This window comes from Actinosynnema sp. NPDC053489 (genome assembly GCF_044544865.1).
GTDB lineage: Bacteria > Actinomycetota > Actinomycetes > Mycobacteriales > Pseudonocardiaceae > Actinosynnema.
Genome location: NZ_JBITXT010000013.1, coordinates 24,185 through 50,551, shown reverse-complemented (window position 1 = coordinate 50,551; position 26,367 = coordinate 24,185). Strand labels below are relative to the sequence as shown.

The window sequence follows — 26,367 nt, the reverse complement described above, 5'->3', positions numbered from 1 at the left end:
TCGGGGGTGGCCGCCCTACCGCGGTCCGATGCCCGGGCAGGCCCGCCGTTCCTACGTTCGGCGGCGTGAAAGCCACGCTGATCGGCCTCGTCGCCGCCATCCTCCTGGGCCCGGCCGCGTCCGCCGCGCCCACCACTACCTCCTTCGACGACTACCTCGCCCGGGTCATGCACGACACCGGGCTGCCGGGCCTGGCCGTCGTGGTCACCGAGGGCGACCGGGTGGTGCACGCCGCCGGGTACGGCTCGGACTCCGAGGGCGCGCCCGTCACCGCCGACACGCCGATGCGGATCGCCTCGGTGAGCAAGTCGTTCACCGCGACGGCCGTGATGACGCTCGTGGAGGACGGTCGGATCGCGCTGGACGAGCCGGTCGCCGACCAGGTGCCCGGCTTCACCATGGCCGACCCGCGGTTCACCGGCGTGACGGTGCGCCACCTGCTCAACCAGACGTCCGGCTTCTCCGACACCACGATCGACGTGACCGGGCTGGAGTCCGCCGGCTCCCTCGCCGACCACACCGCCGGGTTGGCGCCCGCGTCGCTGGCGGCCGACCCCGGCACGCGCTACGAGTACTGCAACGCCAACTACGACCTGGCGGCCCGGCTGGTCGAGGTGGCGAGCGGGGAGGCGTTCGGGGACTACCTGGCGCGGCACGTGTTCGGCCCGCTCGGCATGACCCGCAGCGCCGTGTCGGCGGCCGACGTGCGACCGGCCGACGGCTACAACTCCGTGTTCGGCGCGTGGGTGAGCAGGCCGGAGCTGCCCGGCTTCCTCGACTCCAGCGGCGCCGGCGGCGTCATCACCACGGCCGCCGACCTGGGCCGGTGGCTGATCAGCCAGACCGGCCACGGCACGCGACTGCTCTCACCCGAGGGGCTGCGCACCACGCACACCTCGTCCGCCGTGGCCGACTACGCGATGGGCTGGATCCCCGAGGACGGGCCCGGCGGCGTGCCGCTGCTGGTGCACCCCGGCAACCTGTTCACCTACACGGCCGTGCAGGCGGTCGTGCCGAGCACCGGGCAGGGGTTCGCCGTGCTCGCCAACAGCGCGGCGTTGCAGGACGACACCTACGACATCCTCAACGGGCTGATCGCGGTCGCCCAGGGCCGCGACCCGGCGCCCGCGGGCGGTGGGCGGCAGGTGTTCGAGCTGGTCCTGGGGTTGGTCGCGCTGGTGGCCGCGGGGTTGGGCGTGCTCGGCGTGCGGCGGTCGCGGGGCTGGGCGCGGCGGCGCGCGGGCACGCCGGCGTGGCGCGTGGCGCCGCGGTTCGTGCCGGTGCTGGCGCCGGCGGTGGTCCTGGCGGCGTACCCGGACCTGGTGTCGGTGCTGATGAACGGGCGGGCCGTCACCTGGGCGCAGCTGACCTACTTCGCCGTGCCGCTGACGATCACCATCGTGGTGGCGGCCCTGGCCGGCGCGGCGACGGCGGTCGCGCGGCTGGTGCGGCTGCGCGCGACGGTCCACTGAGGAGGGCGCTGGGTAGGGTCCGGACCATGCGCAACGGCACGGTGCTGGCGGTGATCGCGCTCGCGGGGCTGGTCAACGGGATGGCGAGCGACGCGCTGCCCGCGTGGCGGCAACTGCTGTACCCCGTGCTGGCGGTGTCGGCCTACCTCGTCGGCCGGTGGTTGCCGGTGCGGCGGGGCGGGCTGGTGGTGGGCGCGGTGGCGGCGGCCGGGGTCGTCGTCGGGGCGGTGCGGGTGTGGGAGGGCGTCGGCGCGGTGGCGAGCCTGGGGTTGTGCGTGGTGCTGCCGTGGCTGGCGGGGCTGTTCCGGCGGCAGCAGGCGGAGCTGATCGCGCGGCTGGAACAGGCGCGGGAGCTGGTCGCCGACCGGGCGCGGTTGCGGGAGCGGGCGCGGATCGCGGCGGACGTGCACGACTCGCTCGGCCACGAGCTGGCGTTGATCGCGCTGCGGGCGGGTGCGCTGGAGCTGACCGCCGACGCCGAGCCGACCCGGCGCGCGGCGGCCGGCTTGCGCGAGTCGGCGGTCACCGCGACCGATCGGTTGCGGCGCGCGGTCGGGGTGCTGCGCGAGGGCGCGACCGCGGTGGAGCCGCCGGACGAGGGCGTGGAGGCGCTGGTGGCGCGGGCGGTCGGGGCGGGCCTGCCGGTGACGTTCAGCCGGACCGGTGATGGCGCCGCCCTGCCACCCCTGGTGGCCCGCGCCGCCCACCGGGTGGTGCAGGAGGCCCTGACCAACGCGGCCCGCCACGCCCCGGGCGCACCGGTCGCGGTGGACCTGGCGGTGACCGCCGCGGAGGCCCGGATCACGGTGACCAACCCGACCACCCCGCCGGGGCGGACGTCGAACCCCGACCCGACCGGTCGACGTGATCGGGCGGACCAGCCGGCCGCGCGGCCGGGCGGTGACGCGACCGGTCGGGTCGGGCAGGTGCCCGAGAACGGGGGCAGCGGGCTCGTGGGGTTGGCCGAACGGGTCCGGTTGGTCGGCGGGACCCTCCGGTCCGGGGTGGTCGACGGCCGGTTCGTGGTCACCGCGCGGTTGCCGCGGGAGGACGGGTGATCCGCGTGGTGGTCGCCGACGACGAGGCGATGGTCCGGGCCGGGGTGCGGGCGATCCTCGCCACCGACCCCGGCATCGAGGTGGTCGCCGAGGCCGCCGACGGGCACGAGGCGGTGCGGGCGGCCGCCGCCCACCGGCCGGACGTGGTCCTGCTCGACATCCGGATGCCCCGCCTCGACGGCCTGGCCGCCCTCGCCGACCTGCGGCGGGCCGCGCCGGGGGTGGCGGTGGTCGTGCTGACCACCTTCGACGAGGACGAGCACGTGGCCCGCGCGTTGACCGGCGGGGCCAACGGCTTCCTGCTCAAGGCCGCCGACCCGAGGGAGCTGCTGCTCGGCGTCCGCGCCGCCGCCGAGGGCGCGGCCTACCTGTCACCCAGGATCGCCCACCGCCTGGTCACCGACCTGCGCGGTGGGCGGCTCGGCCGCACCGACCGGGCCCGCGGGCTCGTCGCCACCCTCACCGGGCGCGAGCGGGAGGTGCTCGCGCTGGTGGGGCGGGGCCTGGCCAACCAGGACATCGCCCGCCGCCTCGCCGTCACCGAAGGCACGGTGAAGGCGCACGTCAGCGCCATCCTGCAACGCCTGGACGTGACCAACCGCGTCCAGGCGGCCATCCTCGCCCACGAGGCCGGGCTGACCTGACCCGTCAGACCGGGATCTCCACCGCGATCTCCTCACCCAACCGCGCGCCGCCGGACAGCTCCAGCTCGTCCCCGCTCCAGAACCGCCCCGGGTCGTACCAGTTCGCCCGCCGACCCGACGGCAGCAGGCCCATCGCCTCGTACGTCACGGCGACGACCTCCGCGCAGTAGGCGGTCTCCAGGGTGGCCTCCGAGGACTTGCGCGGGTTCGGCAACCTGCCGCGCAACCACCTGGTCGCCAGCCGCGCCGTCGACGGGAACGGCGTGCCGTTCAACCGGGCCACCGTCCGCAGCACGGCGTCCTCCTCGTCCCGGCCCGGGGAGTGGTCGAGCTGCCGCAGCCACGCCCGCTGCCCGTACCTGCGCGCCCACACCAGCACGGCGTCGCGCAGGTCGTGCAGCTGCACGCCGCGGTGGTGCGTGCCGGTCCACACGTCCGGCAGCGAGCGGCCCAGCTCGGCGTGCCACATCAGCGGCGGCAGGTCCTCCACCGCCACGGTCATGCCCACGTGGTTGACCGGGCTGTTCGTCGTCACGCGGATCGCGCGGTCGGCCGCCGAGCGGCCCCGGAACAACCACACGTCGCCGGTTCGGGTGAGTTCGACCGCCTCGTCCAGACCGATCTTCGTTCCAGCCATCCCGGTAGCCTAGGCAGATGCGCTGGTGGAAGCTGCTCGGCCTGGCCGGTGTCGCGGGTGTCGCGGCGACCGGCGTGGTGATCGCCCGCGCGGAGCGCAAGCGCCGCGCCTACACGCCCGACGAGATCCGGGAGCGCCTGCACGCGCGCGTCACCAAGGGCGACTGAGCGGTCCAGACCTTCGGCGGGTTGACCGGACGCGCCGCCGGGTCTGGGCTACGACCATGCGATCACTGCTCGCGGCCCTGCTGTGCGTGCTCGTCGTCGCGCCGCCGGCCGAAGCCGACACCCGCCCGGTCGAGAACCTCGACGCGGCCACGATCCCGCAACTGGTCCACCGGATGGACGCGGGCACGCTCACCTCCGTCGACCTGACCCGCGCCTACCTGCGCCGCGTGGAGACCGTCGACGGCCGGGTCCGCTCGGTGATCGCGGTCAACCCCGACGCGCTCGGCCAGGCCGCGGAGAGCGACCGCCGCCGGCGCCAGGGCCGGGCCAGGGGACCGATGGACGGCATCCCGGTCCTGCTGAAGGACAACATCGACACCAGGGCCCTGGGCAGCACGGCCGGTTCCCGCGCCCTGCGCGTGCCGCCGCGCGACGACGCCGAGCTGGTGCGCCGCCTGCGTGACGCGGGCGCGGTGGTGCTGGGCAAGACGAACCTGTCCGAGTGGGCGAACTTCCGCTCCACCTCCGCCACGTCCGGGTGGTCCGGGGTGGGCGGCCAGACCAACAACCCCCACGTGCTCGACCACAACCCGTGCGGCTCGTCGTCCGGGTCGGGCGCGGCGGTGGCGGCGTCGTTGGCGCAGGTCGCCGTCGGCACGGAGACCGACGGGTCGATCGTGTGCCCCTCCGGGCAGAACGGCGTGGTGGGCCTCAAGCCCACGCTCGGCCGGGTCAGCGGCGACGGCGTCGTGCCGATCTCCTCGCGGCAGGACACCGCGGGGCCGATGGCGCGGCACGTGGTCGACGCGGCGATCCTGATGTCCGCGCTGGAGGGCGGTCGGTTCGACTACGCGGCCGGGCTGGGTTCGGCGACGTTGCGCGGCAAGCGGGTCGGCGTGTGGCGGCTCGCCGGCCGCGACGCCGGGGTGGACCGGGTCGTGAGGGAGGCGGTGGACGTGCTGCGGCGGTCCGGCGCGGAGGTGGTCGACGTCGAGCTGCCCTACCAGCCGCAGGTCGAGGCGGCCGAGTTCCCGGCGCTGATCGCGGAGTTCAAGCACGACCTGGAGCGGTACCTGGCGACGCGGCCGGGCGCGCCGCGCACGCTGCGGGAGCTGATCGCGTTCAACGAGGCGGACCCGGTGGAGCTGAGCCGGTTCGGCCAGGAGCTGTTCGCCGAGGCGGCCGGGGCGCCCCCGCTTACCGACCCGGCGTACGTCGAGCAGCGCCGCACCGCGACGACGCTGGCGCGCCGCTCGATCGACGAGGTGCTGGCCGCGCACCGGCTGGACGTGATCATGGCGCCCACGAATGCGCCGGCGTGGCGCACCACCTACGGCAGCGGTGACGCCTACGTGCTGGGGTCCTCGACGCCGGCGGCCGTCTCGGGCTACCCGAACGCCTCGGTCCCGGCGGGGTTCGCCGGGCCGCTGCCCATCGGGGTGTCCTTCATGGCGGGCAACCGGGCGGACGCGACCGTGCTGCGGTTCGCCGCCGCGTTCGAGCGGGCCGCCCACGCCCGCCGCGCCCCGGCGTACCTGCCCGCGCTGCCCTCGTGATGCGGGTTCGCGGCCCGTGGGGGAATCTTGGCCCATGCGCGTGGTGGTGTTGGGAACCGGTCTGATGGGCGCCGGGATGGCGCGGAGCCTGCTGCGGGCCAAGCTCGACGTGGTCGTGTGGAACCGCAGCGCGGCCAAGGCGCGTCCGCTGGCCGACGACGGCGCGGTGGTCGCCGACGACCCGAAGAGCGCGGTCGTCGGCGCGGACGTCGTGATCACGATGCTGTTCGACGCCGAGTCGACCGCGGCGGTGATGGCCGAGGCGCTGCCGGCGGTCAAGGACGGCGGGGTGTGGGTCCAGTGCGGCACCGTGGGCCTGGACGGCGTGGCGCACCTGGCGGAACTGGCCGCGAAGCACGGCGTGCCGTTCGTCGACGCGCCGGTGCTGGGCACCCGTGCGCCCGCGGAGCAGGGCAAGCTCACGGTGCTCGCCGCCGCGCCGGTCGAGCTGCGCGAGGTGGTCGCGCCGGTGTTCGACGCCGTCGCCCTGCGCACGGTGTGGGCGGGGGAGCGGGCCGGTGACGGGCAGCGGTTGAAGCTGGCCGCCAACTCGTGGGTCCTGTCGATCACGGCCGCGACCGCACAGGCGGTGGCGCTGACCCGGGGCCTCGGGCTGGACCCCGACGCGTTCCTCGAAGTCATCGCGGGCGGACCGGTCGACAGCACCTACGCGCAGGTCAAGGGGCGCACGATGATCGACGGCGAGTTCCCGCCGTCGTTCGGGGTCGACGGCGCGGTCAAGGACGCCGAGCTGATCGTGGCCGCGATGGCGGCGGCGGGCACCGACGACCGGTTGATGCGGGTGCTGCGCGAGCACTACCGGGCCGCCGCGGAGCGGGTCGGCGAGAAGGCGGACATGGCGTCGGTGGTGGTCGCGTTCGACCCCCGTTGACCGGATCGGGTGGTCGGCGACCGGCGACCACCGTCATCGGTCGCGAGTGGACGGAGCCCGCCCTGCCGGGTCGACCGGTCGTGCGGCAGGGCCGGTGACGGGCGCGGTGACGCCCACCGGCACCGCACGCCACGAGATCGCCCACCGGTGATGCCGGTGATCAGGACCGCGGTGGCCGGCACCCGGATCTTCGGTGACCCGGCGAGGACGAGCGGCTCCACGGCGGGGGTCCCGAAGCCGACCTGCGGCATCCGGTGCCCCGGCGCCGGGGCGAACTCCACGGCCTGCCGCGCGCCGCCCGGCGACGGCTCCGGCGACGCCCGCTCGCGCGGACCCACCCACCAGTCCCGGCCCGGGCCGCGCCGGTCCCGCGGTCGTCGGGGCGTGCTCACGGCCGCCCGGCCGCGGCCCGTCGCCGCGAGCCGCGTCCGGTTGCGCGATCAGCGACCACGACCGCCGAACCCACCGGGGAGGCGGCGGGCGCCGGGGCACGACGACCCGCGCGCCGCCGCGGATCACCCGGTGGGGACCTTCCCGGCCCGGCGGCGTCGCCCTGTTCGGCGGCGGCAGGTGGGAGCTACCGTCGAACCGGGTACCAGTGGGTCGGGTACCGGGTGCGGGAGGTGGCGGGGTGGGGTCGGGTGGTGTGATCGCGGCCGCGGCGGTGGTCGGCGTGGTCGCCGCCGGGGCCAGTGGCCTGGCCGCGCCCGCGGACGTGGACGAGATGTGGCGCGACAGCGGGCTGCGCGTGGTGGACCGGGCGGCCCGGGCCGACGGCGACTGCGTGCCCCACTCGTTCGGCCAGGTGCAGGAGCTGCTGCGGACCTCACCCTGCGTCGGGCTCGACCGGATGCTGTTCACCGTGACCGACGACAAGGGCGGCACCGCCGTCGTGTTCGTCGCGTGGGTCGAGTTCGCCGACCCCGACCGGGCACGGGAGTTCAAGCGGCTCGAGGACGTGCACGGCACGGGCGACGTCGTGCCCCTGTCCGGCTCGTTGTTGCAGGTCGCGGACGTGCCGTTCACGGCGCTCAACTACGACTCGGACGTGGTCGACGGGGTGACCGTGGTGATCGCCGAGGCGGAGAACGTCGCCGGCGGGTTCACCGCCGAGTACCTGGACGACATCGCCGCTGTGGCCGTGCGCACGCCCCGTCCGTGACAAAAGTCGGAACGGCCGGGTTTTGGAAACCCTCCGGCGGGCTACCCCGGATCGCGTCGAGTGGTCGGCGCGGACCGTGTGCTCGGGGGCGGGGAACGGTGGTGCGTGATGGACTGGGAGATCGATGACGAAAGCGCCGTACGCGCGCTGCTCGCGTACGTCTCGGACGTGACGCGGGCGCTCGGGTTGAGCGGCGAGTGCTCGTACGCGCAGTCCGGGGGAGCGGGGTTGGGCGCCTACCTGGCGTTGGACGGACACCTGCCGGGCTTCGCCGACCGCGACGTGGCGCTGCTGTGGGACGAGGGTCGCGGCTGGTCGATCGCGGTGGAGAGCGACAGCTCCGAGCCGCCGTTCGTGCTGGCCAGGCTGCGCGGCCCGGTGCGCCCGGAGCCCGCGGTCGTGGCCCGCTGGGTGGAGCGGCTGCGGCTCGTCCCGGACGAGCGGGAACTGCTGGCCGCGAGCTAACGCCGCCGGTCGACGTAGGCCCGCGCCTCGTCCAGGAGCGCGCGGACGCCCTGGAAGAAGCTGCTCGCGCTGTGCAGGGCCGCGTGGAACTGCTCGGCCTTCTCCTCCGAGGCGCTGGTGAACAGCAGCATCTCGGTCAGCTCCAGCCGGCGGTTGACCGACGCGACCGCCGTGCGCCACCGGTGCAGCAGGTCGATCAGCTCCGCGTCCCGGTGCGGGCTGAGCGCGCCCGTGGACAGCGCGGCGTCCACCGCCGACTGCACCAGCCGCGGGTACACCCGCCTGCCGCGCGAGCCGGACGCGCGGAACGCCTCGCCGTCCAGGGTCTCCCCGTTGCGGGCCAGCTCCAGCCGGATCGAGTCGAGCGCCTGGTCGCGCTGCTCGCGCTGCGCCGCCCACCGCTCGGCGAAGATGCCGGTGATGCCCGCGAGCAGCGCCAGCGAGTTCACCGCCGGTTCCCACCGGTCGCCGGGCGGCGAGACGAAGAACCACGCCACGCCCAGCACCGTGGCGACCGCGAGCGCGCCGAACGTGAGCACCGTGATCACGACGCGGGTCATCGGCGTCAGTTCTCCCAGATGACGCGGGCCACGTCGTCGTCCGGCCGGGGCGCGGGCACCGGCTCGCCGGGCGCGAGCAGCAGCAGGTCCATGCCGAAGCCCTGCGCCGAGCGCGGCACCGCGAAGTCGGAGTGCGTGCCGGTGACCTTGCGCATCCCGGCCGCCCGCACGATCGGGTCCAACGCCTTGCGCGCGTACTTGCGGGTCAGGTAGAGGCGGATGGTGTCCCGATCGGGGAACGCCACCCTGGTCCGGTCGGGCAGCATCATCAGGATGTCCTCGCCGGTCTGGTTCTGGTAGACCACCTTGACCCGCAGCGCCCGGTCACCCTCGACCGAGCCGCGGAACTGCACCGCGTCCACGTTGATCGTCAGGTCCGTGTTGTGCAGCAGGGCGCTGGTCACGAACTCGCGGTAGGCGCGGCTGCGCGCGTACTCCTCGACGGCGTCGTGCGCCAGGTCCTCGCTCAACGCCTCCGTGGTGGCGACCTCCAGCAGGAACAGGTCCTGCGGCCGGGCCAGCGCGGTCAGGTTGGCCAGCAGCTCGTCGTCCTGGTCGAAGTTCGCCAGCGTGTTGCCCAGCAGCGAGTACAGCACCGGTTCGTCGCCCACCAGCCGGTGGACCAGCTCGCGCAGCTCGGTCAGGTTGTCCTTGATGGCGAAGTCGAGCTGCACCGGGACCACCCGGTGGCCGCGCAGGCCGACCCGGTGCGTGGCCTCCTGCGTGCCCAGCCGCAGCATCTCCGAGCTCATGTCCACCGGCACGTAGAGCAGGCCGGGGTTGCGCTCCAGCAGGTGCTCCAGGATGAGCCGGTCCTTGTGGCCGGTGCCGACGCCGAAGCTGACGTGGTGGAAGCCCTCGCCGATCCGGCCGCGCACCCGGCCCCAGCGGCGGGTGAACGAGTCCAGGCTCTGCTTCATCACCAGGTAGAACGGGTCGGCGCAGGCGTGCGCCCAGGCGATCGTCGGGCCGATGCCCCAGTAGGCGTAACCGGAGGTGATCTGCTTGCCGTCGCCGTCGGCCGACGGCTTGCCCAGCAGGTCGCCGGTCAGGGCGGCCAGCTTGTCCCGCTGGTCCTCGCCGACGAGCACGAGCGACCAGGCGAAGTCCGACTCGTCGATGGCCCTGGCCAGGTCGCCGACCAACCGCCCGTCGCTCGCCGTCACTCGGGCCTCCTCCGCTGCGTCCCCACCGCGCAGCCTACCGATCACGCTGACGCGGAGCGTGCTTTTCGCCACGGTGGGTGAGGCGGTCGCCGGGCCGGGCGGGCGGCGAACCCCGACGCGTCGCCCGGCGGGCCGAGCGCCGGCGGCACCACCCCGGTCGAGCCGGCGACCTCGTCGTCGCGCGGGCCTCGCACTGTCCACTGTGGAGCGAGTGTGCCGTCGTGCCCGTCGTCGATCACACCGCTGTCGCCGGGGTTCCTCGTCCGCGGAAGGGAACGGGGTCGCAGGCGAGTGCCCGCGACCCCGTTGGGGGATAACTACCGCGCTTCACCGCGATACCGGTTGCAGGACGCGACCGGAGGCGGTCAGGTGTTCCCAGGTGCGGCCGCGCTGGCTCGGCGGCGCTTCGCCGTCGGCCGTGCAGGTCGGGTACACCAGGCCGTAGGGGACGGGTTGGTGGAAGAGGTCCCCGCTGCGGATGTCGATCAGGTCCTTCGACTGTGCCATCACGACCTCCCGACGGGGTAAGAGGTTGAGGTGCCCATGATCCGCTCCTCGTCGAACCGGGTGGGGACCTTCGAATACCCGATGAGCTGCACTGATATGCCCGTCGCGCTGCTACGTAAGGGTGAAATGCGCTCAGTGCCCGTGTGTGCGGCGCGTTGCCCGCGGCCGGGAGGCCGAGCGGGCGTGATCGACGGCGGAAGTGCCTGTGGCGCAAGGGAATTCGTGCTTCCGTCGGCGAGGCGGAGCTCGGCCGGGCGCTGACTCACCGCTGCCGGCGCGCTTCGCGTTCGGCCAAGCAGGCGACCGGGGCGTCGAACCGGCCTGACGGGTCACGGCAGGGTCGGCATCTCCAGCGCCAGCGTGATCAGCGAGTGCACCCGGTTCGCGATCGCCGCCAGCACGCCGTGCGCTTCCGGCGACGCCGACTCCGCCGCCGCCTGCAACGCCCGCAGCCCTTCGTCGATCCGGTCCAGGATCGGGCCGACGTCGGCCTGCCGCGTGCGGAACGCCGCGGTGATCTCGTCCAGCGACACGCCCTGCACCTCCAGCCGCTGCACGAGGTGGATGCGCTCGACGTCGCCGTGCGCGTAGAGCCGGTAGCCGCCCGCCGTGCGCTGCGCCGGCGCGATCAGCCCCAGGCTCGTGTAGTAGTCGACGGTGCGGATGCTGACGCCGGCCCGCGCGGCCAGCTCGCCGATCTTGAGCAGCGCCTCCGCCACCGGACCTCCTCAACCGTACAGTGCCACGTGCTAGTGTGAAGTATGGCAGAAGACGGCAGTAGCCGGCCGGGCCAGGCCCGGCGCACCGGCACCGCACCATGTTGATCCTCACCGGCACGCTCGCGATCGTGCTGCTCACCACCGCCACCGGCTACTTCGTGGCCCAGGAGTTCGCCTACCTGGCCGTGGACCGGGGCCGCCTGCGCGCCCAGGCCGAGCACGGCGACAAGGCCGCCGACCGCGCCTACCGCGTCACGCAGCGCCTCTCCTTCATGCTCTCCGGCGCCCAGTTCGGCATCACGGTGACCGCGCTGCTCGCCGGGTACGTCGCCGAACCCCTCCTGGGCGAGGGCACGGCCGCCCTGCTCGGGCACACCGGCCTGTCCCGGACGGTGACCGTGACGCTGTCCATGGCGCTCGCGCTGACGTTCGCCACGGCCGTGCAGATGGTGCTCGGCGAGCTGTTCCCGAAGAACCTCGCCATCGCCGAACCGGAACGCCTGGCGAAGGCGCTGAGCGCGTCCACCCTCGTCTACCTCAAGCTCGCGGGCCCGGTGATCCGCCTGTTCGACGCGGCGGCGAACCGGCTGCTGCGCGCGGTCGGCATCGAGCCCGTCGAGGAGCTGCCGCAGGGCGCGACGCCCGACGACCTGCGCCGGATCATCGGCGAGGCGCACGAGCGGGGCCACCTCGACCCCGAGCTGTCCCGCCTGCTCGACCGCGGCCTGGACTTCCGCGGCCTCGTCGCCGAGCAGGCCATGACGCCGCGCGTGTCCGTGCACGTCGTCCGCGCCGACGAACCCGTCCTGCGCGTGGTCGACCTGCTGGACACCGGCCACTCCCGCTTCCCCGTCGTCGGCGACGGCCTGGACGACCTGCGGGGCGTCGTCGGGCTGGCCGAGGCGCTGACCGTGCCGCCCGAGGACCGGGCCACGACCCCGGTCGGCGACGTGGCGTCCCCGGCCCTCGTGGTCCCCGCCACGCTGCCGCTGCCCGCGGTGCTCGAACGGCTGCGCGCGGAACGCCGCCAGCTCGCCTGCGTCGTGGACGAGTTCGGCGGCTTCGCGGGCGTGGTGTCGCTGGAGGACCTGGCCGAGGAGCTGGTCGGCGAGATCCACGACGAGGACGACGTGGTGCGCGACACCGTGGAGCGGCGCGCCGACGGGTGGGAGGTGCCCGGCCGGCTGCGGATCGACGAGATCGCCGACGCCACCGGCGTCGAGCTGCCCGCGCACGACAGCTACGACACCGTGTCCGGCCTGGTGCTGCACCGGCTGGGCCGCACGCCCGACGTCGGCGACGAGGTCGACACCGGCTCGGTCCGCGTGCGGGTGACGGCCGTGGCCCGGCACGTGCCCAGCCGCGTGCTGCTCACCACGGGGGTGCGGCGATGAGCACCACCTGGTCGTTGCTGCTGTCCCTGTTCCTGTTGGCGGCCAACGCGTTCTTCGTCGCCGCGGAGTTCGCCCTGATGGCCGCGAAGCGGCACCGCCTGGAGGAGGCGGCCGAGGGGAGCCGGGCGGCGCGGGCCGCGCTGGCGGGCGTGCGCGAGCTGTCGCTGATGCTCGCGGGCGCGCAGCTCGGCATCACGCTGTGCACGCTCGGCCTCGGCGCGCTGGCCAAGCCCGCGGTGGCCGACCTGCTCGACCCGCTGCTCCTCGCGGTCGGCCTGCCGTCCGGGCTGTCGTACGCGATCGCGTTCGCGATCAGCCTGGTGCTGGTGGTGTTCCTGCACATGGTGGTCGGCGAGATGGCGCCGAAGTCGTGGGCGATCACCCACCCCGAGCGGTCGGCGCTGCTGCTCGCCCTGCCGTTCCGGGCGTTCGCGCGCGCCGTGCGCGGGCTGCTCGGCGCGCTCAACGCGACCACGAACGCGCTGCTGCTCCTGGTCAAGGTCCAGCCGAAGGACGAGCTGACCCGCGAGCACCACCCGGACGACGTGCGGATGCTCGTGCGGCAGTCCGCCGAGCACGGCCTGATCCCCGAGGGCCAGCGCCGGCTGCTGACCAGGATGCTCCAGCTCCAGCAGACCACCCTCGCGCAGGTGATGGTGCCGGTCGAGGACGCCGTGGCCGTCGCCGAGCACACCGGCGCGCGGGCGATCGAGGGCCGCAGCCGCGAGAGCGGGCGCTCCCGGTTCCCGGTGACCGGCGCCGACGGGCGGTTCGTCGGCCTGGTGCACGTCCGCGAGGCGGTGCGGGCGACCGCCGCCGGCGCCGACACCCCGGCCCGCGACCTGATGACGACGCCGGTGACGCTGGCCGCCGACCTGCCGGTGGCGGGCGCGGTGACCCGGATGCGCGCCGAACGGGCGCAGCTGGCCCTGGTGGCGGACGCGGGCGGCCGCGTGGTCGGCATCGCCGCGCTCGAAGACCTCCTCGAAGAGCTGATCGGCGACTTCGAGGACGAGACCGACCAACCGAGATAGCAGATCCCCCGGAGGGACCCCACCCCATGTTCAAGCGGATGCTCAGCGCCTTCGGCGTCGGCGGACCGTCCGTCGACACCGTCCTCGACACGCCGCACGCCCAGCCCGGCCAGGTGATCACCGGGCAGGTCCGCATCCAGGGCGGCAGCGCCGACGCCCACCTCGACCGGATCGTGCTCTCGCTGGTCACCAGGGTCGAGGTGGAGCACGGCGACCACGAGTTCGGCGGCACGGCCGAGTTCCTGCGCCTGGACGTGGCGCGGGACGTGCGGGTCGCGGCCGGTCAGCCGGTGACCGTGCCGTTCCAGCTGCCGCTGCCCTGGGAAACGCCGATCACGGCCGTCGGCGGTCAGCCGCTGCCCGGGGTGACGGTGGGCGTGCGGACCGAGCTGGTGATCTCCGGCGCGCCCGACAAGGGCGACCTGGACCCGGTGCTCGTCGGGCCGCTGCCGGCGCAGGACCAGGTGCTGGAGGCGTTCGGCCGGCTCGGCTTCCAGTTCCGCTCGACCGACGTCGAAGCGGGCCGCATCCACGGCGTCCACCAGGAGCTGGGTTTCTACCAGGAGATCGAGTTCTACCCGCCGGCGCAGTTCGCGGGAGCGGTCAACCAGGTGGAGCTGACCTTCGTGACCAGCCCGCACGAGCTGGTCGTCGTGCTGGAGGCCGACAAGCGGGGCGGGTTGTTCTCGTCGGGCTCCGACGCCTTCGGCCGGTTCCACGCCTCGCACGCCGACGCGCTGCGCACCGACTGGGCGGGCGCGATCAACCAGTGGCTGGCGCAGGTCGCCCAGCGCGGCGGCCACGCGGCGTACGGCGACCACGGGCACTACGGCGAGCACGGGCACTACGGCGACCACCGCGGGCCGGGCATGGGCGCGGTCGTCGGTGGCGTCGCGGCGGGCGTGGTCGGCGGCATGGTGCTGGGCGAGGTCGTGGACGAGGTGTTCGACGAGGGCGACGACTTCGGTGGCGACGACTTCGGCGGTTTCGACGAGGAGTAGTCCCACCCGGCGCGGTGGGGCGGTACCCGCCCCACCGCGCCGCGCCCTCGGCTCGGGCGCTCCACTGTGGACAGCCTGCGGACAGCCGAAGGTCCCGGCGAAGCAGCCGATCGGACGTTGCCCGCGCGTTACGCGCACCCTACGGTCGGATCACGTCCGATCGACGGCCCACCCTTGGAGGCTGTGGTGTCGCGCAAACAGGTTGGCGCCGTCGTCGGCGCGCTCTTGCTCACCGGCTCCGCCTTCCTCGTCGCGCCCGGCGCGGCCGGCGCGGCGGACGACCGGCCCACCGCCGTCGTGTCGCTGGGCGACAGCGCGATCTCGGGTGAGGGCGCCGGGTCCTACGAGGCGGGCACCGAGGGGGAGAACGGCAACTGGTGCCACCGCTCCACCCAGGCCATGGTCCACCGCACCCAGCTGGCCGACCGCACGGTCAACCTGGCCTGCTCGGGCGCGGACTCGGCCAACGTGTCGCTGGCCGACACCGTGCACTACACCGAGGGCTCCCAGGCCCGGCGGCTGATCGACGTCGCCCGCCAGTACCGCGTCACGACCGTCGTCGTGCAGGTCGGCGCGAACGACGACGTGCGCTTCGCCGACACGATGGTCGACTGCGTCGCCGCGTGGGTGAACCCGTTCGGCCCGAGCTGCCGCTCCACGCTGGAGCGCGAGTGGCCGGGCAGGCTCGCCGCGATGGCACCGAAGGTCGAGAACGCCCTGCGCGACGTGCGCTCGGCGATGAGCCAGGCCGGCTACGCCGCCTCCTCCTACAACCTGGTCCTCACCTCGTACGCCTCCCCGGTGACCGAGAAGATGGACCGCCTGCTGCACGGCCCGCAGGGCTGCCCCTTGCGCCTGCCCGACGCCGCCTACGGCCGCACGGTCGCCGTGCCGCAGCTGTCCGAGGCGCTGCGCGGCGTCGCCTCCCGGGCCGGCGTGAAGTTCCTCGACTTCTCCCGCGCCACGGAGAACCGCGAGGCGTGCAGCCAGGGCGAGAGCTCGACGGGCGAGTGGCAGCGCCGGCTGACCGTCGACCCGTACGCGCTGGTGACCGGCGGCCTGGACGCCATCGGCATCCACCTGGCCCAGCAGTCGTTCCACCCGAACGCCGCCGCCCACGCGCAGCTCGGCCGGTGCATCACCGAGTTCGTCAACGGCGGCGCGTCCTCGGCCCGCTGCCTCGCCGGCGCGGACGGCAACCTGCACGCGGTCGCGTAATCCCGAGCAGTCGCAACCGCCCCCACCCGGACCGGGTGGGGGCGGTTGCGCGCGGGCGGGCAACCCCGCTCGGCCCAGCGGCGTCATATCGGTAGGTTGGCGACCGGATCGGGGAACGGCTGTGGGGGGACCGGTGTCGAAGAACGCCTTCGTCCGCGCGTGCGGACTGGCCGCAGTGGCGCTGACCGCGGCCGCGTGCACGTCGACGGGAGCCGAACCGCTCGACCCGGGGCTGGCGCCGCGCGGCACCGTGCAGACCACGGCCAAGCCGACCAGGCAGGACCTGTCGAACAAGGTCTCGCTCACGGGCGAGGTCACGATGAACCCGGTGTTCGGCGTCGCGGCCCCGGTCGACGGCGAGGTCCGCTACTGGACCACCACCGAGCAGACCGGCACGCCGACCAAGCCCACCCGGGTCGCCACGGTGTGGCAGGACGGCAAGCCCAACAACGTCGACATCCCCGCCGGTGCCACGTTCGGCGGTCGCCTGGTCGACGACCGGGCCCGGGTGACCGCGGGCATGCCCGTCGTCTCGGCGAAGCTCGCGGGCTACGGCATCGTCGCCGAGCTCGACGGCGCCCAGGCCTACCAGGTCGCCGACGCGGTGCAGGGCACCGTGCGGGCGCAGATCAAGAACGGACCCGGCCCGTTCCCGTGCGCGCTGCTCGGCACGATCGCCGCGCTGCCCGCGGGCACCGCGCCCGCGGCGCCGCCCGCCCAGGAGCCCGACGACACCCCGGCCGACGGTGACCGGGCGCCGAACCGGCGGCAGCAGCCCGACACCTCCTCCGAGCCGACCGGCCTGCGCCTGGTGTGCACCGCGCCCGCCGACGTCAAGATGGTCAACGGTGCCGCCGCCACCCTCGAACTGGTCACCGCGTCGGTGCGGGACGCGCTGGTCGTGCCGGTCGAGGCGGTCGCCGGCGGCCAGGGCCGGGGCAAGGTCGACGTGGTCGCCGCCGACGGCGCGAAGCGGACCGTCGACGTGGAGCTCGGCCTCACCGACGGCAAGGTCGTGGAGGTCAGGTCCGGCCTGACGGGCGAGGAGACGCTCGCCGTGCCCGGACCGGACCTGCCACCGGCCGCGCCCACCGGCCAGGGCGAGCCGGGAGCGGGCAAGTGACCACGCCACCCCTGACCACACCGCCCCTGACCACACCGCCGCTCGCCGCGCCGCCGCTCGCCGTGCCGCCGCAGCCGCTGCTCCGGCTCACCGGCATCACCAAGACCCTGAAGGGCCAGGACGAGCCCCGCGCCATCCTCGCGGGCGTCGACCTGACCGTGCACCCCGGCGACAGCGTCGCCATCCTCGGCCGCTCCGGCTCGGGCAAGAGCACGCTGCTCAGCCTGATCGGCCTGTTCGACCGGCCCGACGGGGGGCAGTACCTGCTGGGCGACCGGGACATCACCCGCGTGCCCGAGCGCCGCGCCGCCGCCCTGCGCAGCGCCGAGTTCGGGTTCGTGTTCCAGCGCTTCTTCCTGCTCAAGCACCTCACCGCGGCGCAGAACGTGGCCATGGCGCTGGTCAACGGCCAGGGCTGGCTGCCGCGCCGCAAGCGCCGGGCGAAGGTGCTGGCCGCGCTGGACCGCGTCGGCGTGGGCCACCTGGCCAAGCACAAGCCGCCCCGCCTGTCGGGCGGTGAGCAGCAACGCGTCGCGATCGCCCGCGCCCTCGTGCGCGAACCGCGCGTGCTGCTGGCCGACGAGCCGACCGGCGCGCTGGACACCGAGACCGGCACCCTCGTGGTCGAGGTCCTGCGCCGGGCCACCGAGCAGGGGTGCGGGCTGGTGCTGGTCACCCACGACCACGACCACGCGGCGAAGATGGACCGGGTGCTGCACCTGTCCGACGGCGTGCTGCGCCCGGCCGGGCCGCGGGTGGTCGCGTGATCGGGCTGTCGGGCAGGCTCCGGGCGGCGCTGGTCATCGGCGGCCAGGGCATCAGGGCCCGCAAGCTGCGCACGTTCCTGTCGATGGTCAGCCTGTTCCTCGGCGTGCTGGCGGTGGTCGTCGTGCAGGCGGGCGCGGAGGTCGCGAACCGGGCCGTGCTCGCCGACGTCGAGCTGTCCCAGGGCAAGGACGGCACCCGGCAGATCTACCTGTCGCCCGAGGGGCGCAACGTGCCCGTGGCGCTGGACGTGGTGGGAGGCCGCGCCGACGCGGTCGCCGTGACCAGCGTGCGGGCCGTGATCGGCGAGCCGGGCGTGAAGCCGGTCAACGAGGGCGGCGGCCCGGTGGACGAGGTGGGCGGCTACAGCGGGCCGCGCATGACGTGCGACCGGAGCGGCTGTCACGAGGTCGACGACGGCACCGCGGGCGCGCCGCCGGGCCAGGCGATCGAGCTGCAGCTCGTGGGGCTGACCGGCGACATCCGACCGTTCCGGCCGTTCCGCCCGGCGCGGGGCGGGTGGCTCGACTTCACCGGCGAGCCGTCGCTCGCGCCGCGGCTCGTGCTGAACCAGCACGCCGCCGAGGCGTTCACCCGCTACCACGTGCCCGCCGAGATGCGGGTGGACGGCGCGACCGCCAACCCGACGCCGCGGTTCGTCGGCGTGGTGGACGACGGGGGCTACCAGCCCACCGCTTACGTGCGCGCCGACGAGCTGATGAACTGGGTGCCCGTCGCCCGCGTCGGCGGCGACGCCTCGGGCCCGGGCCTGCAGGTGCTCCTGGCGCCGACGGCCGACGAGGTCGAGCACACCCTGCGGGCCAGGCTCGTCGCGGCCGGCACGCCCGCGGACAGCATCCACGTCAACACCGTCTCCACGGTGGAGCGCCGGTCCACCGAGCTGGCCCTGCTGCGCTGGATCTTCCTCGGCATGGCCGCGCTCGTGCTGCTGATCGGCGTGGCGGGCATCCTCAACGTCGGCCTGGCCACCGTCGGCGAGCGCGTCGAGGAGTTCGCGCTGCGCCGCGCCGTCGGCACGCCGCGGCTGCTGCTGGCCGGCATCGTGCTGGCGGAGACGCTGCTGACCGGCCTGCTGACGGCGGCCCTGGCGATCGGCGTCGGCGTGGTGGGGCTCCAGCTCGCGCTCGCGGCGTTCGGCTCCCGGTACCCGGCGCTGGAGGGCACGGCGTTCCCGTGGCAGGCGGGCGTGGCCGGGGTGGTCGCGGGACTGGTGGCCGGGGTGCTCGGCGGCCTCGTCCCCGCGCTGCGTGCGGCCCGCATCCCGATCGCCGCGGTCATGCGCGCCTGACGGTCGCGACGGCGGTCCGCGGCGGTCGCGGCGGACAACACCGCGAACAACGGCGGAATGGTGACGGGCGCACCTCCCGATCGTCGCGCGCAATTCGGGAGTTGTGCCGCCGCGCATTCCCGGGATAGGCTCCGCCCGTGACTGCCGGGTCGGCCCACGTGGGCCACGAGCGAGAGAGTCACCCGGCCGGGGTTTGACCGCCGGGTGGGCCAGGGGCCCGCCTCGATCCCGGGTTTCCGCGCACGTCCGCGCGATGCGCCCGCGAGCACCACCACCACGCGTTGCCACCGGCACGTCCCGCCGCGGGACGCGGTCGAACCGCGCCCGCGCGCCTCCACAAAACCTTCACCGAAAAACCACGGCCGAATTCGCCCGTGGTCGACCGGTCATGCCCAAAATAGGAAGAGAACCGCACGTGGATTTCAACCGACAGGTCATCGACGAGTTCCGCGCCAACGCGGGCCGCGTCGGCGGGCCGTTCGAAGGGGGCAGGCTCATCCTGCTGACGACCACCGGCGCCCGGACCGGCGCCCGGCACACCAACCCCCTCGGCTACCTGCCCGACGGCGACCGGATCGTCGTGCTCGCCTCCGCGGGCGGCGCGCCCCGGCACCCCGACTGGTACCACAACCTGGTGGCCAACCCGGTCGTCCAGGTCGAGGACGGGGTCTTCACCTACGACGCCCGGGCCACCGTCCTCACCGGACCGGAGCGCGACGGGCTCTGGGAGCGGGCCGTCGAAGCCGAGCCCGGCTGGGCGGCGTACCAGGCCAAGACGTCGCGGCGCATCCCCGTGGTGGCGCTGACGCGCATCGCCCCCGGCCCGCCGAACGCCTCCAGCCCGGGCGCGGCGCTCAAGCTCGTGCACGACGCGTTCCGCCGCGAGCTGGCGACCATCCGCCGCGAGGTCGCCGAGTCCAAGCCCACCCTCGGCGCGCAGCTCAAGGTCAACTGCCTGACCGCGTGCCAGGGCCTGCGGTTCCACCACACGGCCGAGGACGGCGGCGTGTTCCCGGCGCTGCGCGAGCGGTTCCCGGAACTCGCGCCGACCGTCGACCGCCTCGACCGGGAGCACCAGCGGCTCGCGGAACTGCTGGAGCGGCTCCGGCGGACGCTCGAACGCGGTGACGCGGCGACCCTGCTCGCCGACGTCGACGAGCTGGTCGGCGAGCTGGAGGCGCACCTGACCTACGAGGAGGAGCAGCTGATCCCGTTCCTCGACGTGTGAGCCTTCTTCGGCGCAACGCCCCCGGCACCGGGGCGCGCCGGGTTGAATGCCCGTGTTCCGGAATCACCGAACAAGGAGATGTCAGTGGGCAGAGCAAGGGGCTTGGGGGCCCTGGCCGTCTCGCTGGTCGTCACGGCGACCGTGCTGAGCGCGACCGGGGGAGCCGCCGCGGCGCCACCGACCCGCACCTCGCTGAACCCGGCGGCGGTCGCGGAGTCCGTGCGGTACCTCGTGGAGAACTACGGCGTCAGCGAGCGGGAGGCGCTGCGCCGGCTCCAACTGCAGGACGACGCCGTGCGCCTGGACCGCGTGCTGCGCGCCGAGAACCCGGGCGAGTACGGCGGCATGTGGCTGGACCAGGACGCCGGCGAGCTGGTGGTGGCCATGACCGACCCGGCCGCCGCCGAACCGCGCCTGCGGGACCTGCCCGACCGGGCGCGGGTCCGCACGCGGGCGGTGCGGACCTCGTTGGCCGACCTGACCGCGGTCAGGGACCGGATCGCCGCCAAGGTCGGGGCGGGCGCCGACGCGGTGTACCTGCCGGCGGTCAGCGAGCGCGACAACGAGGTGGTCCTGTGGGAGCGCTCGTGGGTCGCGGACGAGAAGGCGGCCCGGGGTGGCGAGCCGGCGCGCGAGGCCGACGCGGCACGTCGGGCCGTCGCCGAGGAACCCGGGCTGACCGTGCGGGCCAGGGTCCTGGCCCAGCCGCGGCCGAAGGCGGCCACCTACCCCGACCAGGGTTTCTGCCACCCGCTGTCGTGCGCGGGCCGCGGCCCGATGCGCGGCGGGCTGCGGCTGGACCTGCAGCGGGACGACGGCACGTGGGGCGGCTGCACGGCCGGGTTCAACCTGCGCTCGACCGGTGGCGGCCACCCCGGCAAGGGCTGGGTGCTGACCGCCGGGCACTGCATGGCGGGCAAGACCAACAACACGCCGACGCGGCACAACGGCGTGCCCGTGCTGCAGCAGCACGGCATCGAGAAGAACTCCTACCCGTACGACTACGCGGCGCTGCTGTACGTCGACACCCCGACCCGGCAGACGTGGCTGGAGAGCCAGCCGGGCCGCAACCGGGTGCTCAAGTACTGCCGCAACGGCGGCGCGGACAGCAACGCCGACACCCCGTGCGGCCAGCAGGCCACGTCGGTGGACGAGTACATCACCGGCGTGCACGGCCTGGCCGAGGTCAAGGCGGGCTGGGTGGTGTGCGCCTCCGGGTCCGGGTCGAACACCGCGGACTACCCGGGTGCGATCGACACGGGAGCCGGCGCGGGGTACCTCGTGGGCACCCGCTGCGGTCGCGTGCTGTCCACGGACGTCGGCATCAACACCGACCTCTGCGCCCGCCGGGGCGACAGCGGCGGCCCGCTGTTCAGCCAGGTCGACCACACCGCGCTCGGCATCCTGGAGGGCAGCCAGCAGGACCGGCGGGGCCCTTGCTTCGCCGGTGAGCTGAACAACTACGTGCCGATCGACACCATCCTGAACGACATCCACACCCGCTACGCGAGCCTGCGGTCGACGTTCTCGGTGATCACCACGCCGAACGGCTGACGGGGACGCCGGCACGACCGCCTCTCGCGCGAGGGCGGTCGTGCCGGACCCGATGACTGGTCGGTCACTCACCTCGGGCGACCGAAGCGACGGCCGCGTGGCCCGCCGGGCGGGTCAGTAGTGGCGGATGCCCTTCGCCAGCGTGCGCGCCCACGGCGCGTCGACCGCGTCCGCGCCCACCGCCGTGACCAGGTGGCACAGCATGCCCCTGGCGAAGAAGCCCTGCACCTGGTCCTCGTCGCCGCCGGACACGCCCCGCACGTACTCGACCGTCCTGGCGTAGCCGTCCCGGACGACCTCGCGCACGGCCGGTTCGGAGATCGCCGCGCACTGGGCGTGCATCTGGACCAGGAGCAGCACGTCCTCCTCGGCGATCAACCGGGCGTAGGCCTCGCCCATCGCGTCCAGCACCGCCTCCGGCGTGCTGCCGCGGGCCCGCGCCACCCCGTCGGCCAGGCTCTCCCTGATCCGCGCGAAGCAGTGCTCCACCACGGCCAGGAACAGGGTTTCCTTGTCGGGGAACAGCCGGTACACGTACGCCTGCGAGATGCCGGCCGACTTCGCGACCTCGCCCGTGGTGGTGCCGTAGTAGCCGCGGGCGGCGAACGCGCCGAGCGCGGTGCGCAGGACCGTCCCGCGACGTTCCTCGGCGGTCGACAGCCGGCGGTCGCTCGATGCGGCGGACACGGGTGTAAGCAACCACTCACACCCTCGGAAGTCAAGCCGGCCCACGACCGGGCGATAAGGTCGCCGCCATGTCCCGTGGTGCGCTGGTGCTCCTCCTGCTGCTGGCCGCGTGCACGCCGGCGCCGCCGTTCGCCACCGGGCCGAGCACCCCGGCCACGTCGACGACCACACCGACGACGATTGCGCCGACCACCGGCGCGTCGACCACCGGCGTGCCGACGACCGCCGCCACGAGCGCGTCACCGCCGACCACCCGACCCTCGCCCCGGCCGGCGGGCAACCCGGACGGCGCGGCGCGCGTGCCACCGGAGGCCGCCGCCGCGGACACGTCCCACCCGACCAGGGTGATCGGCGACGGCACGCCGGCCGGCTGCACGGCCCAGGCCGTCGTCGCGGCGGTCGCGGCGGGCGGGACCACCACGTTCGACTGCGGCCCGGACCCGGTCACGATCACCATGACGGTGACCGCCCAGGTCCGCAACGACGGCGCGCCGGACGTCGTGCTCGACGGCGGGGGACTGGTCACCCTCAGCGGCGCGGGCCAGCGCCGCATCCTCTACCAGAACACGTGCGACGAGGCGCTGGGCATCACCACGTCCCACTGCCAGGACCAGGACCACCCGCGGCTGACCATCCAGAACCTCACGCTGGCGGACGGCAACGCGGCGGGCGCGGCCGAGGGCGGCGGCGCGGTGTTCGTGCGGGGCGGTCGGGTCAAGGTGGTGAACTCGACGTTCCTGCGCAACCGGTGCGGCGCGACGGGACCGGACCTCGGCGGCGCGGCGATGCGGGTGCTCAGCCAGTCGGCGGGGCGGCCGGTGTTCGTGGTCGGCAGCACGTTCGACGGCGGCGCGTGCGCCAACGGCGGTGCGTTGAGCGGCATCGGCGTGTCGTGGGTCGTGCTGAACAGCGTGCTGCGCAACAACTCCGCGATCGGCAGCGGCGCGAACCCGGCCCGCGCGGGCACCCCGGGCGGCGGCAGCGGCGGCGCGATCTACGCCGACGGCAACGCGTTCACGGTCCGCATCGCCGGCAGCCTCCTGGAGGACAACAAGGCGAACGAGGGCGGCGGCGCGGTGTTCTTCGTCAGCAACGACCGCACCGGCACGATGGTCGTGGAGTCGTCCACCCTGCGCCGCAACCCGAGCGCCGGCTTCGAGACGCCCGGCTTCAAGGGCATCTTCTTCCTCGGCGCGGCGCCGCCGACCGTCACCGCATCGACGATCCGCTAGTACCGAACTCCCGTCGATCGAAGGATTGTGAGCGGCTTCCCGACCGCAGACGATGAGTCGCCGGCAGAGGGGCCGGCTGGGCAGTTCCCTGCGATCTCGACGTCCGGCCACCCTGCGAGCACGACCCCGGCCGGGCGCGGGAAGGAAAACCGTGCGCGACACCGTGAGAAAGACGCTCGCCCTCGGGGCGGGCATCGTCGCCGTCCTGGCCGCCTTCGCGGGCCAGGCGGTCGCCGCCCCGCCGGCGCCGGACACCGGCAACCCGACGCCGATGGTCGTCGGCGGCACCCAGGCCGCGAAAGGCGAGTTCCCCTGGATGGTCCGCCTGTCCATGGGCTGCGGCGGCTCGATGCTGACCGACCAGTTGGTGCTGACGGCGGCGCACTGCGTCACCCGCACCGGCAACAACACCTCCATCACCGCCACCTACGGCGTGGCGGACCTCCAGGACACCTCGCGCACCACGCGCACGTCCACCTACGTGCACCGGTCGGCGACCTACGACACCGCCACCGGCGGCGACTGGGCGATCATCAAGCTGGCGAGCCCGATCACCGGTGCGGCGCTGCTGCCCATCGCCACCACGGCGGCCTACAACACCGGTGTGTTCACCGTGGCCGGTTGGGGCGCCACGCGCGAGAACGGCGCGCAGTCCCGCTACCTGCTCAAGGCGAACGTCGACTACATCGACGACACCACGTGCAAGAACTCCGACCCGTACTACGCGGACCTGATCCCGGCCGCGGAGCTGTGCGCGGGCAAGCTCGCGGGCGGTGTGGACACCTGCCAGGGCGACTCGGGCGGCCCGATGTTCCGCCGCGACAACAACGGCGCGTGGGTCCAGGTCGGCATCGTCAGCCACGGCAACGGGTGCGCGCGGGCGAGCAACCCCGGTGTCTACACGGAGGTCAGCACGTTCGCCGCGGCCATCAACCAGGCGGCGGCCAACCTCGGCGGCACGCCGCAGCCGCCCGGCAAGGTCTTCGAGAACCTGACCGACGTGGCCATCCCCGACGCGGGCGCGGCCGTCTACAGCAACGTGACCGTCTCCGGCGTGACGGGCAACGCGCCGTCCACCCTGCAGGTCGGCGTGGACATCAAGCACACGTGGAGCGGTGACCTGGTCGTGGACCTGGTCGCGCCGGACGGTTCCGCCTACCGGCTGAAGAACTCCAGCAGCTCCAGCACCCCCAACCTGGTCACCACCTACACCGTCAACGCCTCCTCCGAGGTCGCCAACGGCACGTGGCGGCTCAAGGTGCAGGACGTCTACAGCCAGGACACCGGCTACGTGGACGCCTGGCGCCTCACGTTCTGACGCGGTGGACCGCGCGCCGGGGACCCGGCGCGCGGTCCGTCCACCGTGCGCTCAACCCCGTCGCCGCCACAGCTCGCGGGCGACGAGCCAGCAGCCCACGAGCAGCAGCGCGCCGTGCGCCACCCGCACCGGCGGCGCGGTGAAGAACTGCGGCAGGAAGAGGGCGAAGCCCAGCGCGTACGGGATCGCGGCCCGGCTGCGCAGCTGCGCGGCGGCCAGCACCGCGCCCGCGGCGAGCGCGAGCAGGCCGACGGCGAAGATCGTGATCGCGGCGGGCTGGTAGCGGATCGCGTCCACCAGGTCGAGCAGCGCCGGGTCGGGGTCGTCGGCCGCGCGCGAACCGATCGCGTGCAGGCCGAACGTCTCCGCGCCGTAGTAGACGGACGTCAGGAGCGCCCCCGTGAGCGTCACCGCGGCGGCCCGTGATCTCGCCACCGCCAGCAGGCCGAGGCCCACCAGCAGGAAGCCGCCCACGGCGAAGAGGTGCGCGACGACCCACGCGGACGTGCCCATGACGCGCAGGCCCTCGACCACCGCCTCGTCCGAGTACGGCCGCAGCACCGGGTAGAGCAGGAAGGACGCGCCGGCGAGGCCGAACGCGGCGGCGGCTGTCCCGTGCTTGTCCATGACGTCTCCGTGAGCGCTAGTCGTTTTAGAGAGCACTGCTCTCGCAGTCGGAATCCTGCGGCAGTGCGCGGGCGCTGTCAAGAGCACTGCTCTCTTTTGTTGCTCCCGCTCTCGTGATGCGCGATCATCACCGCCATGACCGGCACACCGAGGCAGCGGGCACGGGCCCAGGCGATCGAGGACATCAAGCGCATCGCCCGCGAGCAGCTGGCCCGCGAGGGCGGCGCCGCGCTGTCGCTGCGGGCGATCGCGCGCGAACTGGGCATCGTGTCGTCCGCGGTGTACCGGTACGTGCCCAGCCGCGACGAGCTGCTGACCACGCTGATCGTGGACGCCTACGACTCGCTCGGCGAGGCCGTCGAGGCGGCCGAGCGCGCGTGCGCCCGCGACGACCTGCGCGGCCGGTGGCTCGCGATCGGCAGGGCGGCCCGGGCGTGGGCCGTCGAGCGGCCCGCCGAGTACGCCCTGGTCTACGGCAGCCCGGTGCCCGGCTACCAGGCGCCGCCGGAGCGGACCGGCGCCCCGGGCTCCCGGGTGTCGTTCCTGTTGCTGGCGCTCCTGGTGGAGGCGCAGCGCGAGCAGGAGGAGCGGCCGGCGCTGGGCGGGCCGCTCGGCGCGGACCTCGCCGCGCTGCGCGACGACCTGGGGCTCGCCATCGGCGACGACCTGCTGGCGCGCGGGTTCCTGGCGTTCACCGCGCTGTTCGGCCTGATCAGCTTCGAGCTGTTCGGCCAGTACCGGGGCAGCGTCACCGACCGCGCCGCCCACTTCGAGCACCAGCTCGGGACGTTGGCCGACCTCCTCGGCCTGCGGTCGGGGAAGGTCCGCAAATCCGGATAAGCGCCCGCCCCCCGGTAGCTGCCACAGTCGCC

The 26,367-nt window shown here is 74.3% G+C and carries 27 protein-coding genes and 1 pseudogene; 21 read left to right on the top strand and 7 right to left on the bottom strand.

The window, feature by feature from the left end; translation table 11 throughout:
• Nucleotides 1-65 precede the first annotated feature (65 nt).
• The 3 genes from ACIGNX_RS26825 to ACIGNX_RS26815 are packed head-to-tail and all read left to right on the top strand — an operon-like array spanning nt 66 to nt 3,174.
• Nucleotides 66-1,472 carry a serine hydrolase domain-containing protein gene (locus ACIGNX_RS26825; RefSeq protein ID WP_396543468.1) on the top strand — a complete coding sequence of 469 codons (1,407 nt, stop codon included), beginning with the start codon at nt 66-68 and terminating at the stop codon, nt 1,470-1,472.
• 26 nt (nt 1,473-1,498) lie between these two features.
• Nucleotides 1,499-2,530 (top strand): sensor histidine kinase, encoded by a 1,032-nt coding sequence (locus ACIGNX_RS26820; RefSeq protein ID WP_396543467.1) that lies wholly within the window; start codon nt 1,499-1,501, stop codon nt 2,528-2,530.
• Nucleotides 2,527-3,174, top strand: coding sequence for a response regulator (locus tag ACIGNX_RS26815; protein ID WP_396543466.1), 648 nt, complete (start codon nt 2,527-2,529; stop codon nt 3,172-3,174). Before ACIGNX_RS26820 ends, ACIGNX_RS26815 begins: the two co-directional genes overlap by 4 nt.
• Before the next feature lie 4 nt (nt 3,175-3,178).
• Here the strand turns inward: ACIGNX_RS26815 and ACIGNX_RS26810 are convergent, their stop codons facing one another.
• Nucleotides 3,179-3,811 (bottom strand): hypothetical protein, encoded by a 633-nt coding sequence (locus ACIGNX_RS26810; RefSeq protein WP_396543465.1) that lies wholly within the window; start codon nt 3,809-3,811, stop codon nt 3,179-3,181.
• 17 nt (nt 3,812-3,828) lie between these two features.
• Here ACIGNX_RS26810 and ACIGNX_RS26805 point away from each other — a divergent pair, with 17 nt between their 5' ends.
• From ACIGNX_RS26805 to ACIGNX_RS26785, 5 genes are all read left to right on the top strand, one after another.
• Nucleotides 3,829-3,978 (top strand): hypothetical protein, encoded by a 150-nt coding sequence (locus ACIGNX_RS26805; RefSeq protein ID WP_396543464.1) that lies wholly within the window; start codon nt 3,829-3,831, stop codon nt 3,976-3,978.
• 56 nt (nt 3,979-4,034) lie between these two features.
• A complete protein-coding gene (locus ACIGNX_RS26800) occupies nt 4,035-5,534 on the top strand; it encodes an amidase (protein WP_396543463.1) in 1,500 nt (499 codons plus the stop codon).
• Nucleotides 5,535-5,568: 34 nt separating this feature from the next.
• Nucleotides 5,569-6,426: an NAD(P)-dependent oxidoreductase gene (locus tag ACIGNX_RS26795; RefSeq protein WP_396543462.1), complete on the top strand. Its 858-nt coding sequence runs from the start codon at nt 5,569-5,571 to the stop codon at nt 6,424-6,426.
• A 631-nt stretch (nt 6,427-7,057) separates the two neighbouring features.
• On the top strand, nt 7,058-7,588 hold the full coding sequence (locus ACIGNX_RS26790) for a hypothetical protein (protein ID WP_396543461.1): 531 nt from the start codon (nt 7,058-7,060) through the stop codon (nt 7,586-7,588).
• A 108-nt stretch (nt 7,589-7,696) separates the two neighbouring features.
• Nucleotides 7,697-8,053, top strand: a complete 357-nt coding sequence (locus ACIGNX_RS26785; protein ID WP_396543460.1) for a DUF6292 family protein — start codon at nt 7,697-7,699, stop codon at nt 8,051-8,053.
• Here the strand turns inward: ACIGNX_RS26785 and ACIGNX_RS26780 are convergent.
• The 4 genes from ACIGNX_RS26780 to ACIGNX_RS26765 form a co-directional block, all read right to left on the bottom strand.
• Complete coding sequence (locus ACIGNX_RS26780) at nt 8,050-8,613, bottom strand: hypothetical protein (RefSeq protein WP_396543459.1); 564 nt, start codon at nt 8,611-8,613, stop codon at nt 8,050-8,052. The genes ACIGNX_RS26785 and ACIGNX_RS26780 overlap by 4 nt on opposite strands.
• Nucleotides 8,614-8,618: 5 nt before the next feature.
• Nucleotides 8,619-9,779 carry an L-histidine N(alpha)-methyltransferase gene (locus ACIGNX_RS26775; protein ID WP_396543458.1) on the bottom strand — a complete coding sequence of 387 codons (1,161 nt, stop codon included), beginning with the start codon at nt 9,777-9,779 and terminating at the stop codon, nt 8,619-8,621.
• 327 nt (nt 9,780-10,106) lie between these two features.
• Nucleotides 10,107-10,286 (bottom strand): hypothetical protein, encoded by a 180-nt coding sequence (locus ACIGNX_RS26770; protein WP_366202624.1) that lies wholly within the window; start codon nt 10,284-10,286, stop codon nt 10,107-10,109.
• A gap of 329 nt (nt 10,287-10,615) precedes the next feature.
• Nucleotides 10,616-11,005 carry a MerR family transcriptional regulator gene (locus ACIGNX_RS26765; RefSeq protein WP_396543457.1) on the bottom strand — a complete coding sequence of 130 codons (390 nt, stop codon included), beginning with the start codon at nt 11,003-11,005 and terminating at the stop codon, nt 10,616-10,618.
• Between the two features lie 98 nt (nt 11,006-11,103).
• Here ACIGNX_RS26765 and ACIGNX_RS26760 point away from each other — a divergent pair, with 98 nt between their 5' ends.
• The 9 genes from ACIGNX_RS26760 to ACIGNX_RS26720 all read left to right on the top strand — a co-directional run bounded on the left by ACIGNX_RS26760 (nt 11,104) and on the right by ACIGNX_RS26720 (nt 21,631).
• Complete coding sequence (locus tag ACIGNX_RS26760) at nt 11,104-12,399, top strand: hemolysin family protein (RefSeq protein WP_396543456.1); 1,296 nt, start codon at nt 11,104-11,106, stop codon at nt 12,397-12,399.
• The gene (locus ACIGNX_RS26755) at nt 12,396-13,433 is read left to right on the top strand and encodes a hemolysin family protein (protein WP_396543455.1); all 1,038 of its coding nucleotides are present in this window, start codon (nt 12,396-12,398) and stop codon (nt 13,431-13,433) included. The genes ACIGNX_RS26760 and ACIGNX_RS26755 overlap by 4 nt, the downstream gene beginning before the upstream one ends.
• Before the next feature lie 26 nt (nt 13,434-13,459).
• Nucleotides 13,460-14,434, top strand: coding sequence for a sporulation protein (locus ACIGNX_RS26750; RefSeq protein WP_396543454.1), 975 nt, complete (start codon nt 13,460-13,462; stop codon nt 14,432-14,434).
• A 186-nt stretch (nt 14,435-14,620) separates the two neighbouring features.
• A complete protein-coding gene (locus ACIGNX_RS26745; protein WP_396543453.1) occupies nt 14,621-15,652 on the top strand; it encodes a GDSL-type esterase/lipase family protein in 1,032 nt (343 codons plus the stop codon).
• 133 nt (nt 15,653-15,785) lie between these two features.
• Nucleotides 15,786-16,775: an efflux RND transporter periplasmic adaptor subunit gene (locus tag ACIGNX_RS26740; protein ID WP_396543452.1), complete on the top strand. Its 990-nt coding sequence runs from the start codon at nt 15,786-15,788 to the stop codon at nt 16,773-16,775.
• A 62-nt stretch (nt 16,776-16,837) separates the two neighbouring features.
• The gene (locus tag ACIGNX_RS26735; RefSeq protein ID WP_396543657.1) at nt 16,838-17,542 is read left to right on the top strand and encodes an ABC transporter ATP-binding protein; all 705 of its coding nucleotides are present in this window, start codon (nt 16,838-16,840) and stop codon (nt 17,540-17,542) included.
• Nucleotides 17,539-18,849: an ABC transporter permease gene (locus ACIGNX_RS26730; RefSeq protein ID WP_396543451.1), complete on the top strand. Its 1,311-nt coding sequence runs from the start codon at nt 17,539-17,541 to the stop codon at nt 18,847-18,849. The genes ACIGNX_RS26735 and ACIGNX_RS26730 overlap by 4 nt, the downstream gene beginning before the upstream one ends.
• A gap of 415 nt (nt 18,850-19,264) precedes the next feature.
• Nucleotides 19,265-20,077: a nitroreductase/quinone reductase family protein gene (locus tag ACIGNX_RS26725; RefSeq protein WP_396543450.1), complete on the top strand. Its 813-nt coding sequence runs from the start codon at nt 19,265-19,267 to the stop codon at nt 20,075-20,077.
• An 84-nt stretch (nt 20,078-20,161) separates the two neighbouring features.
• Nucleotides 20,162-21,631: a hypothetical protein gene (locus ACIGNX_RS26720; RefSeq protein WP_396543449.1), complete on the top strand. Its 1,470-nt coding sequence runs from the start codon at nt 20,162-20,164 to the stop codon at nt 21,629-21,631.
• A 114-nt stretch (nt 21,632-21,745) separates the two neighbouring features.
• Here ACIGNX_RS26720 and ACIGNX_RS26715 read toward each other — a convergent pair whose 3' ends face one another.
• On the bottom strand, nt 21,746-22,318 hold the full coding sequence (locus tag ACIGNX_RS26715; RefSeq protein ID WP_396543448.1) for a TetR/AcrR family transcriptional regulator: 573 nt from the start codon (nt 22,316-22,318) through the stop codon (nt 21,746-21,748).
• Nucleotides 22,319-22,386: 68 nt separating this feature from the next.
• Between ACIGNX_RS26715 and ACIGNX_RS26710 the strand changes: the two genes are divergently transcribed.
• From ACIGNX_RS26710 to ACIGNX_RS26700, 3 genes and pseudogenes are all read left to right on the top strand, one after another.
• A complete protein-coding gene (locus ACIGNX_RS26710) occupies nt 22,387-23,550 on the top strand; it encodes a hypothetical protein (RefSeq protein WP_396543447.1) in 1,164 nt (387 codons plus the stop codon).
• A gap of 151 nt (nt 23,551-23,701) precedes the next feature.
• Nucleotides 23,702-24,502, top strand: a pseudogene (locus tag ACIGNX_RS26705) (S1 family peptidase); the annotation flags it as partial.
• Between the two features lie 48 nt (nt 24,503-24,550).
• Nucleotides 24,551-24,868 (top strand): proprotein convertase P-domain-containing protein, encoded by a 318-nt coding sequence (locus ACIGNX_RS26700; RefSeq protein ID WP_396543655.1) that lies wholly within the window; start codon nt 24,551-24,553, stop codon nt 24,866-24,868.
• Nucleotides 24,869-24,919: 51 nt separating this feature from the next.
• On the opposite strand, the gene ACIGNX_RS26695 is transcribed toward ACIGNX_RS26700, so the two are convergent.
• Nucleotides 24,920-25,495 (bottom strand): hypothetical protein, encoded by a 576-nt coding sequence (locus ACIGNX_RS26695; RefSeq protein ID WP_396543446.1) that lies wholly within the window; start codon nt 25,493-25,495, stop codon nt 24,920-24,922.
• Between the two features lie 135 nt (nt 25,496-25,630).
• Between ACIGNX_RS26695 and ACIGNX_RS26690 the strand changes: the two genes are divergently transcribed.
• A complete protein-coding gene (locus ACIGNX_RS26690; protein ID WP_396543445.1) occupies nt 25,631-26,335 on the top strand; it encodes a TetR/AcrR family transcriptional regulator in 705 nt (234 codons plus the stop codon).
• Nucleotides 26,336-26,367 lie beyond the last annotated feature (32 nt).

Coding starts and splice junctions, on each gene's coding strand:
- ACIGNX_RS26820 (WP_396543467.1), top strand. CDS start 1,499: ATGCGCAACGGCACGGTGCTGGCGGTGATCGCGCTCGCGGGGCTGGTC.
- ACIGNX_RS26810 (WP_396543465.1), bottom strand. CDS start 3,811: ATGGCTGGAACGAAGATCGGTCTGGACGAGGCGGTCGAACTCACCCGA.
- ACIGNX_RS26805 (WP_396543464.1), top strand. CDS start 3,829: ATGCGCTGGTGGAAGCTGCTCGGCCTGGCCGGTGTCGCGGGTGTCGCG.
- ACIGNX_RS26800 (WP_396543463.1), top strand. CDS start 4,035: ATGCGATCACTGCTCGCGGCCCTGCTGTGCGTGCTCGTCGTCGCGCCG.
- ACIGNX_RS26795 (WP_396543462.1), top strand. CDS start 5,569: ATGCGCGTGGTGGTGTTGGGAACCGGTCTGATGGGCGCCGGGATGGCG.
- ACIGNX_RS26785 (WP_396543460.1), top strand. CDS start 7,697: ATGGACTGGGAGATCGATGACGAAAGCGCCGTACGCGCGCTGCTCGCG.
- ACIGNX_RS26780 (WP_396543459.1), bottom strand. CDS start 8,613: ATGACCCGCGTCGTGATCACGGTGCTCACGTTCGGCGCGCTCGCGGTC.
- ACIGNX_RS26770 (WP_366202624.1), bottom strand. CDS start 10,286: ATGGCACAGTCGAAGGACCTGATCGACATCCGCAGCGGGGACCTCTTC.
- ACIGNX_RS26760 (WP_396543456.1), top strand. CDS start 11,104: ATGTTGATCCTCACCGGCACGCTCGCGATCGTGCTGCTCACCACCGCC.
- ACIGNX_RS26755 (WP_396543455.1), top strand. CDS start 12,396: ATGAGCACCACCTGGTCGTTGCTGCTGTCCCTGTTCCTGTTGGCGGCC.
- ACIGNX_RS26750 (WP_396543454.1), top strand. CDS start 13,460: ATGTTCAAGCGGATGCTCAGCGCCTTCGGCGTCGGCGGACCGTCCGTC.
- ACIGNX_RS26710 (WP_396543447.1), top strand. CDS start 22,387: ATGTCCCGTGGTGCGCTGGTGCTCCTCCTGCTGCTGGCCGCGTGCACG.
- ACIGNX_RS26695 (WP_396543446.1), bottom strand. CDS start 25,495: ATGGACAAGCACGGGACAGCCGCCGCCGCGTTCGGCCTCGCCGGCGCG.
- ACIGNX_RS26690 (WP_396543445.1), top strand. CDS start 25,631: ATGACCGGCACACCGAGGCAGCGGGCACGGGCCCAGGCGATCGAGGAC.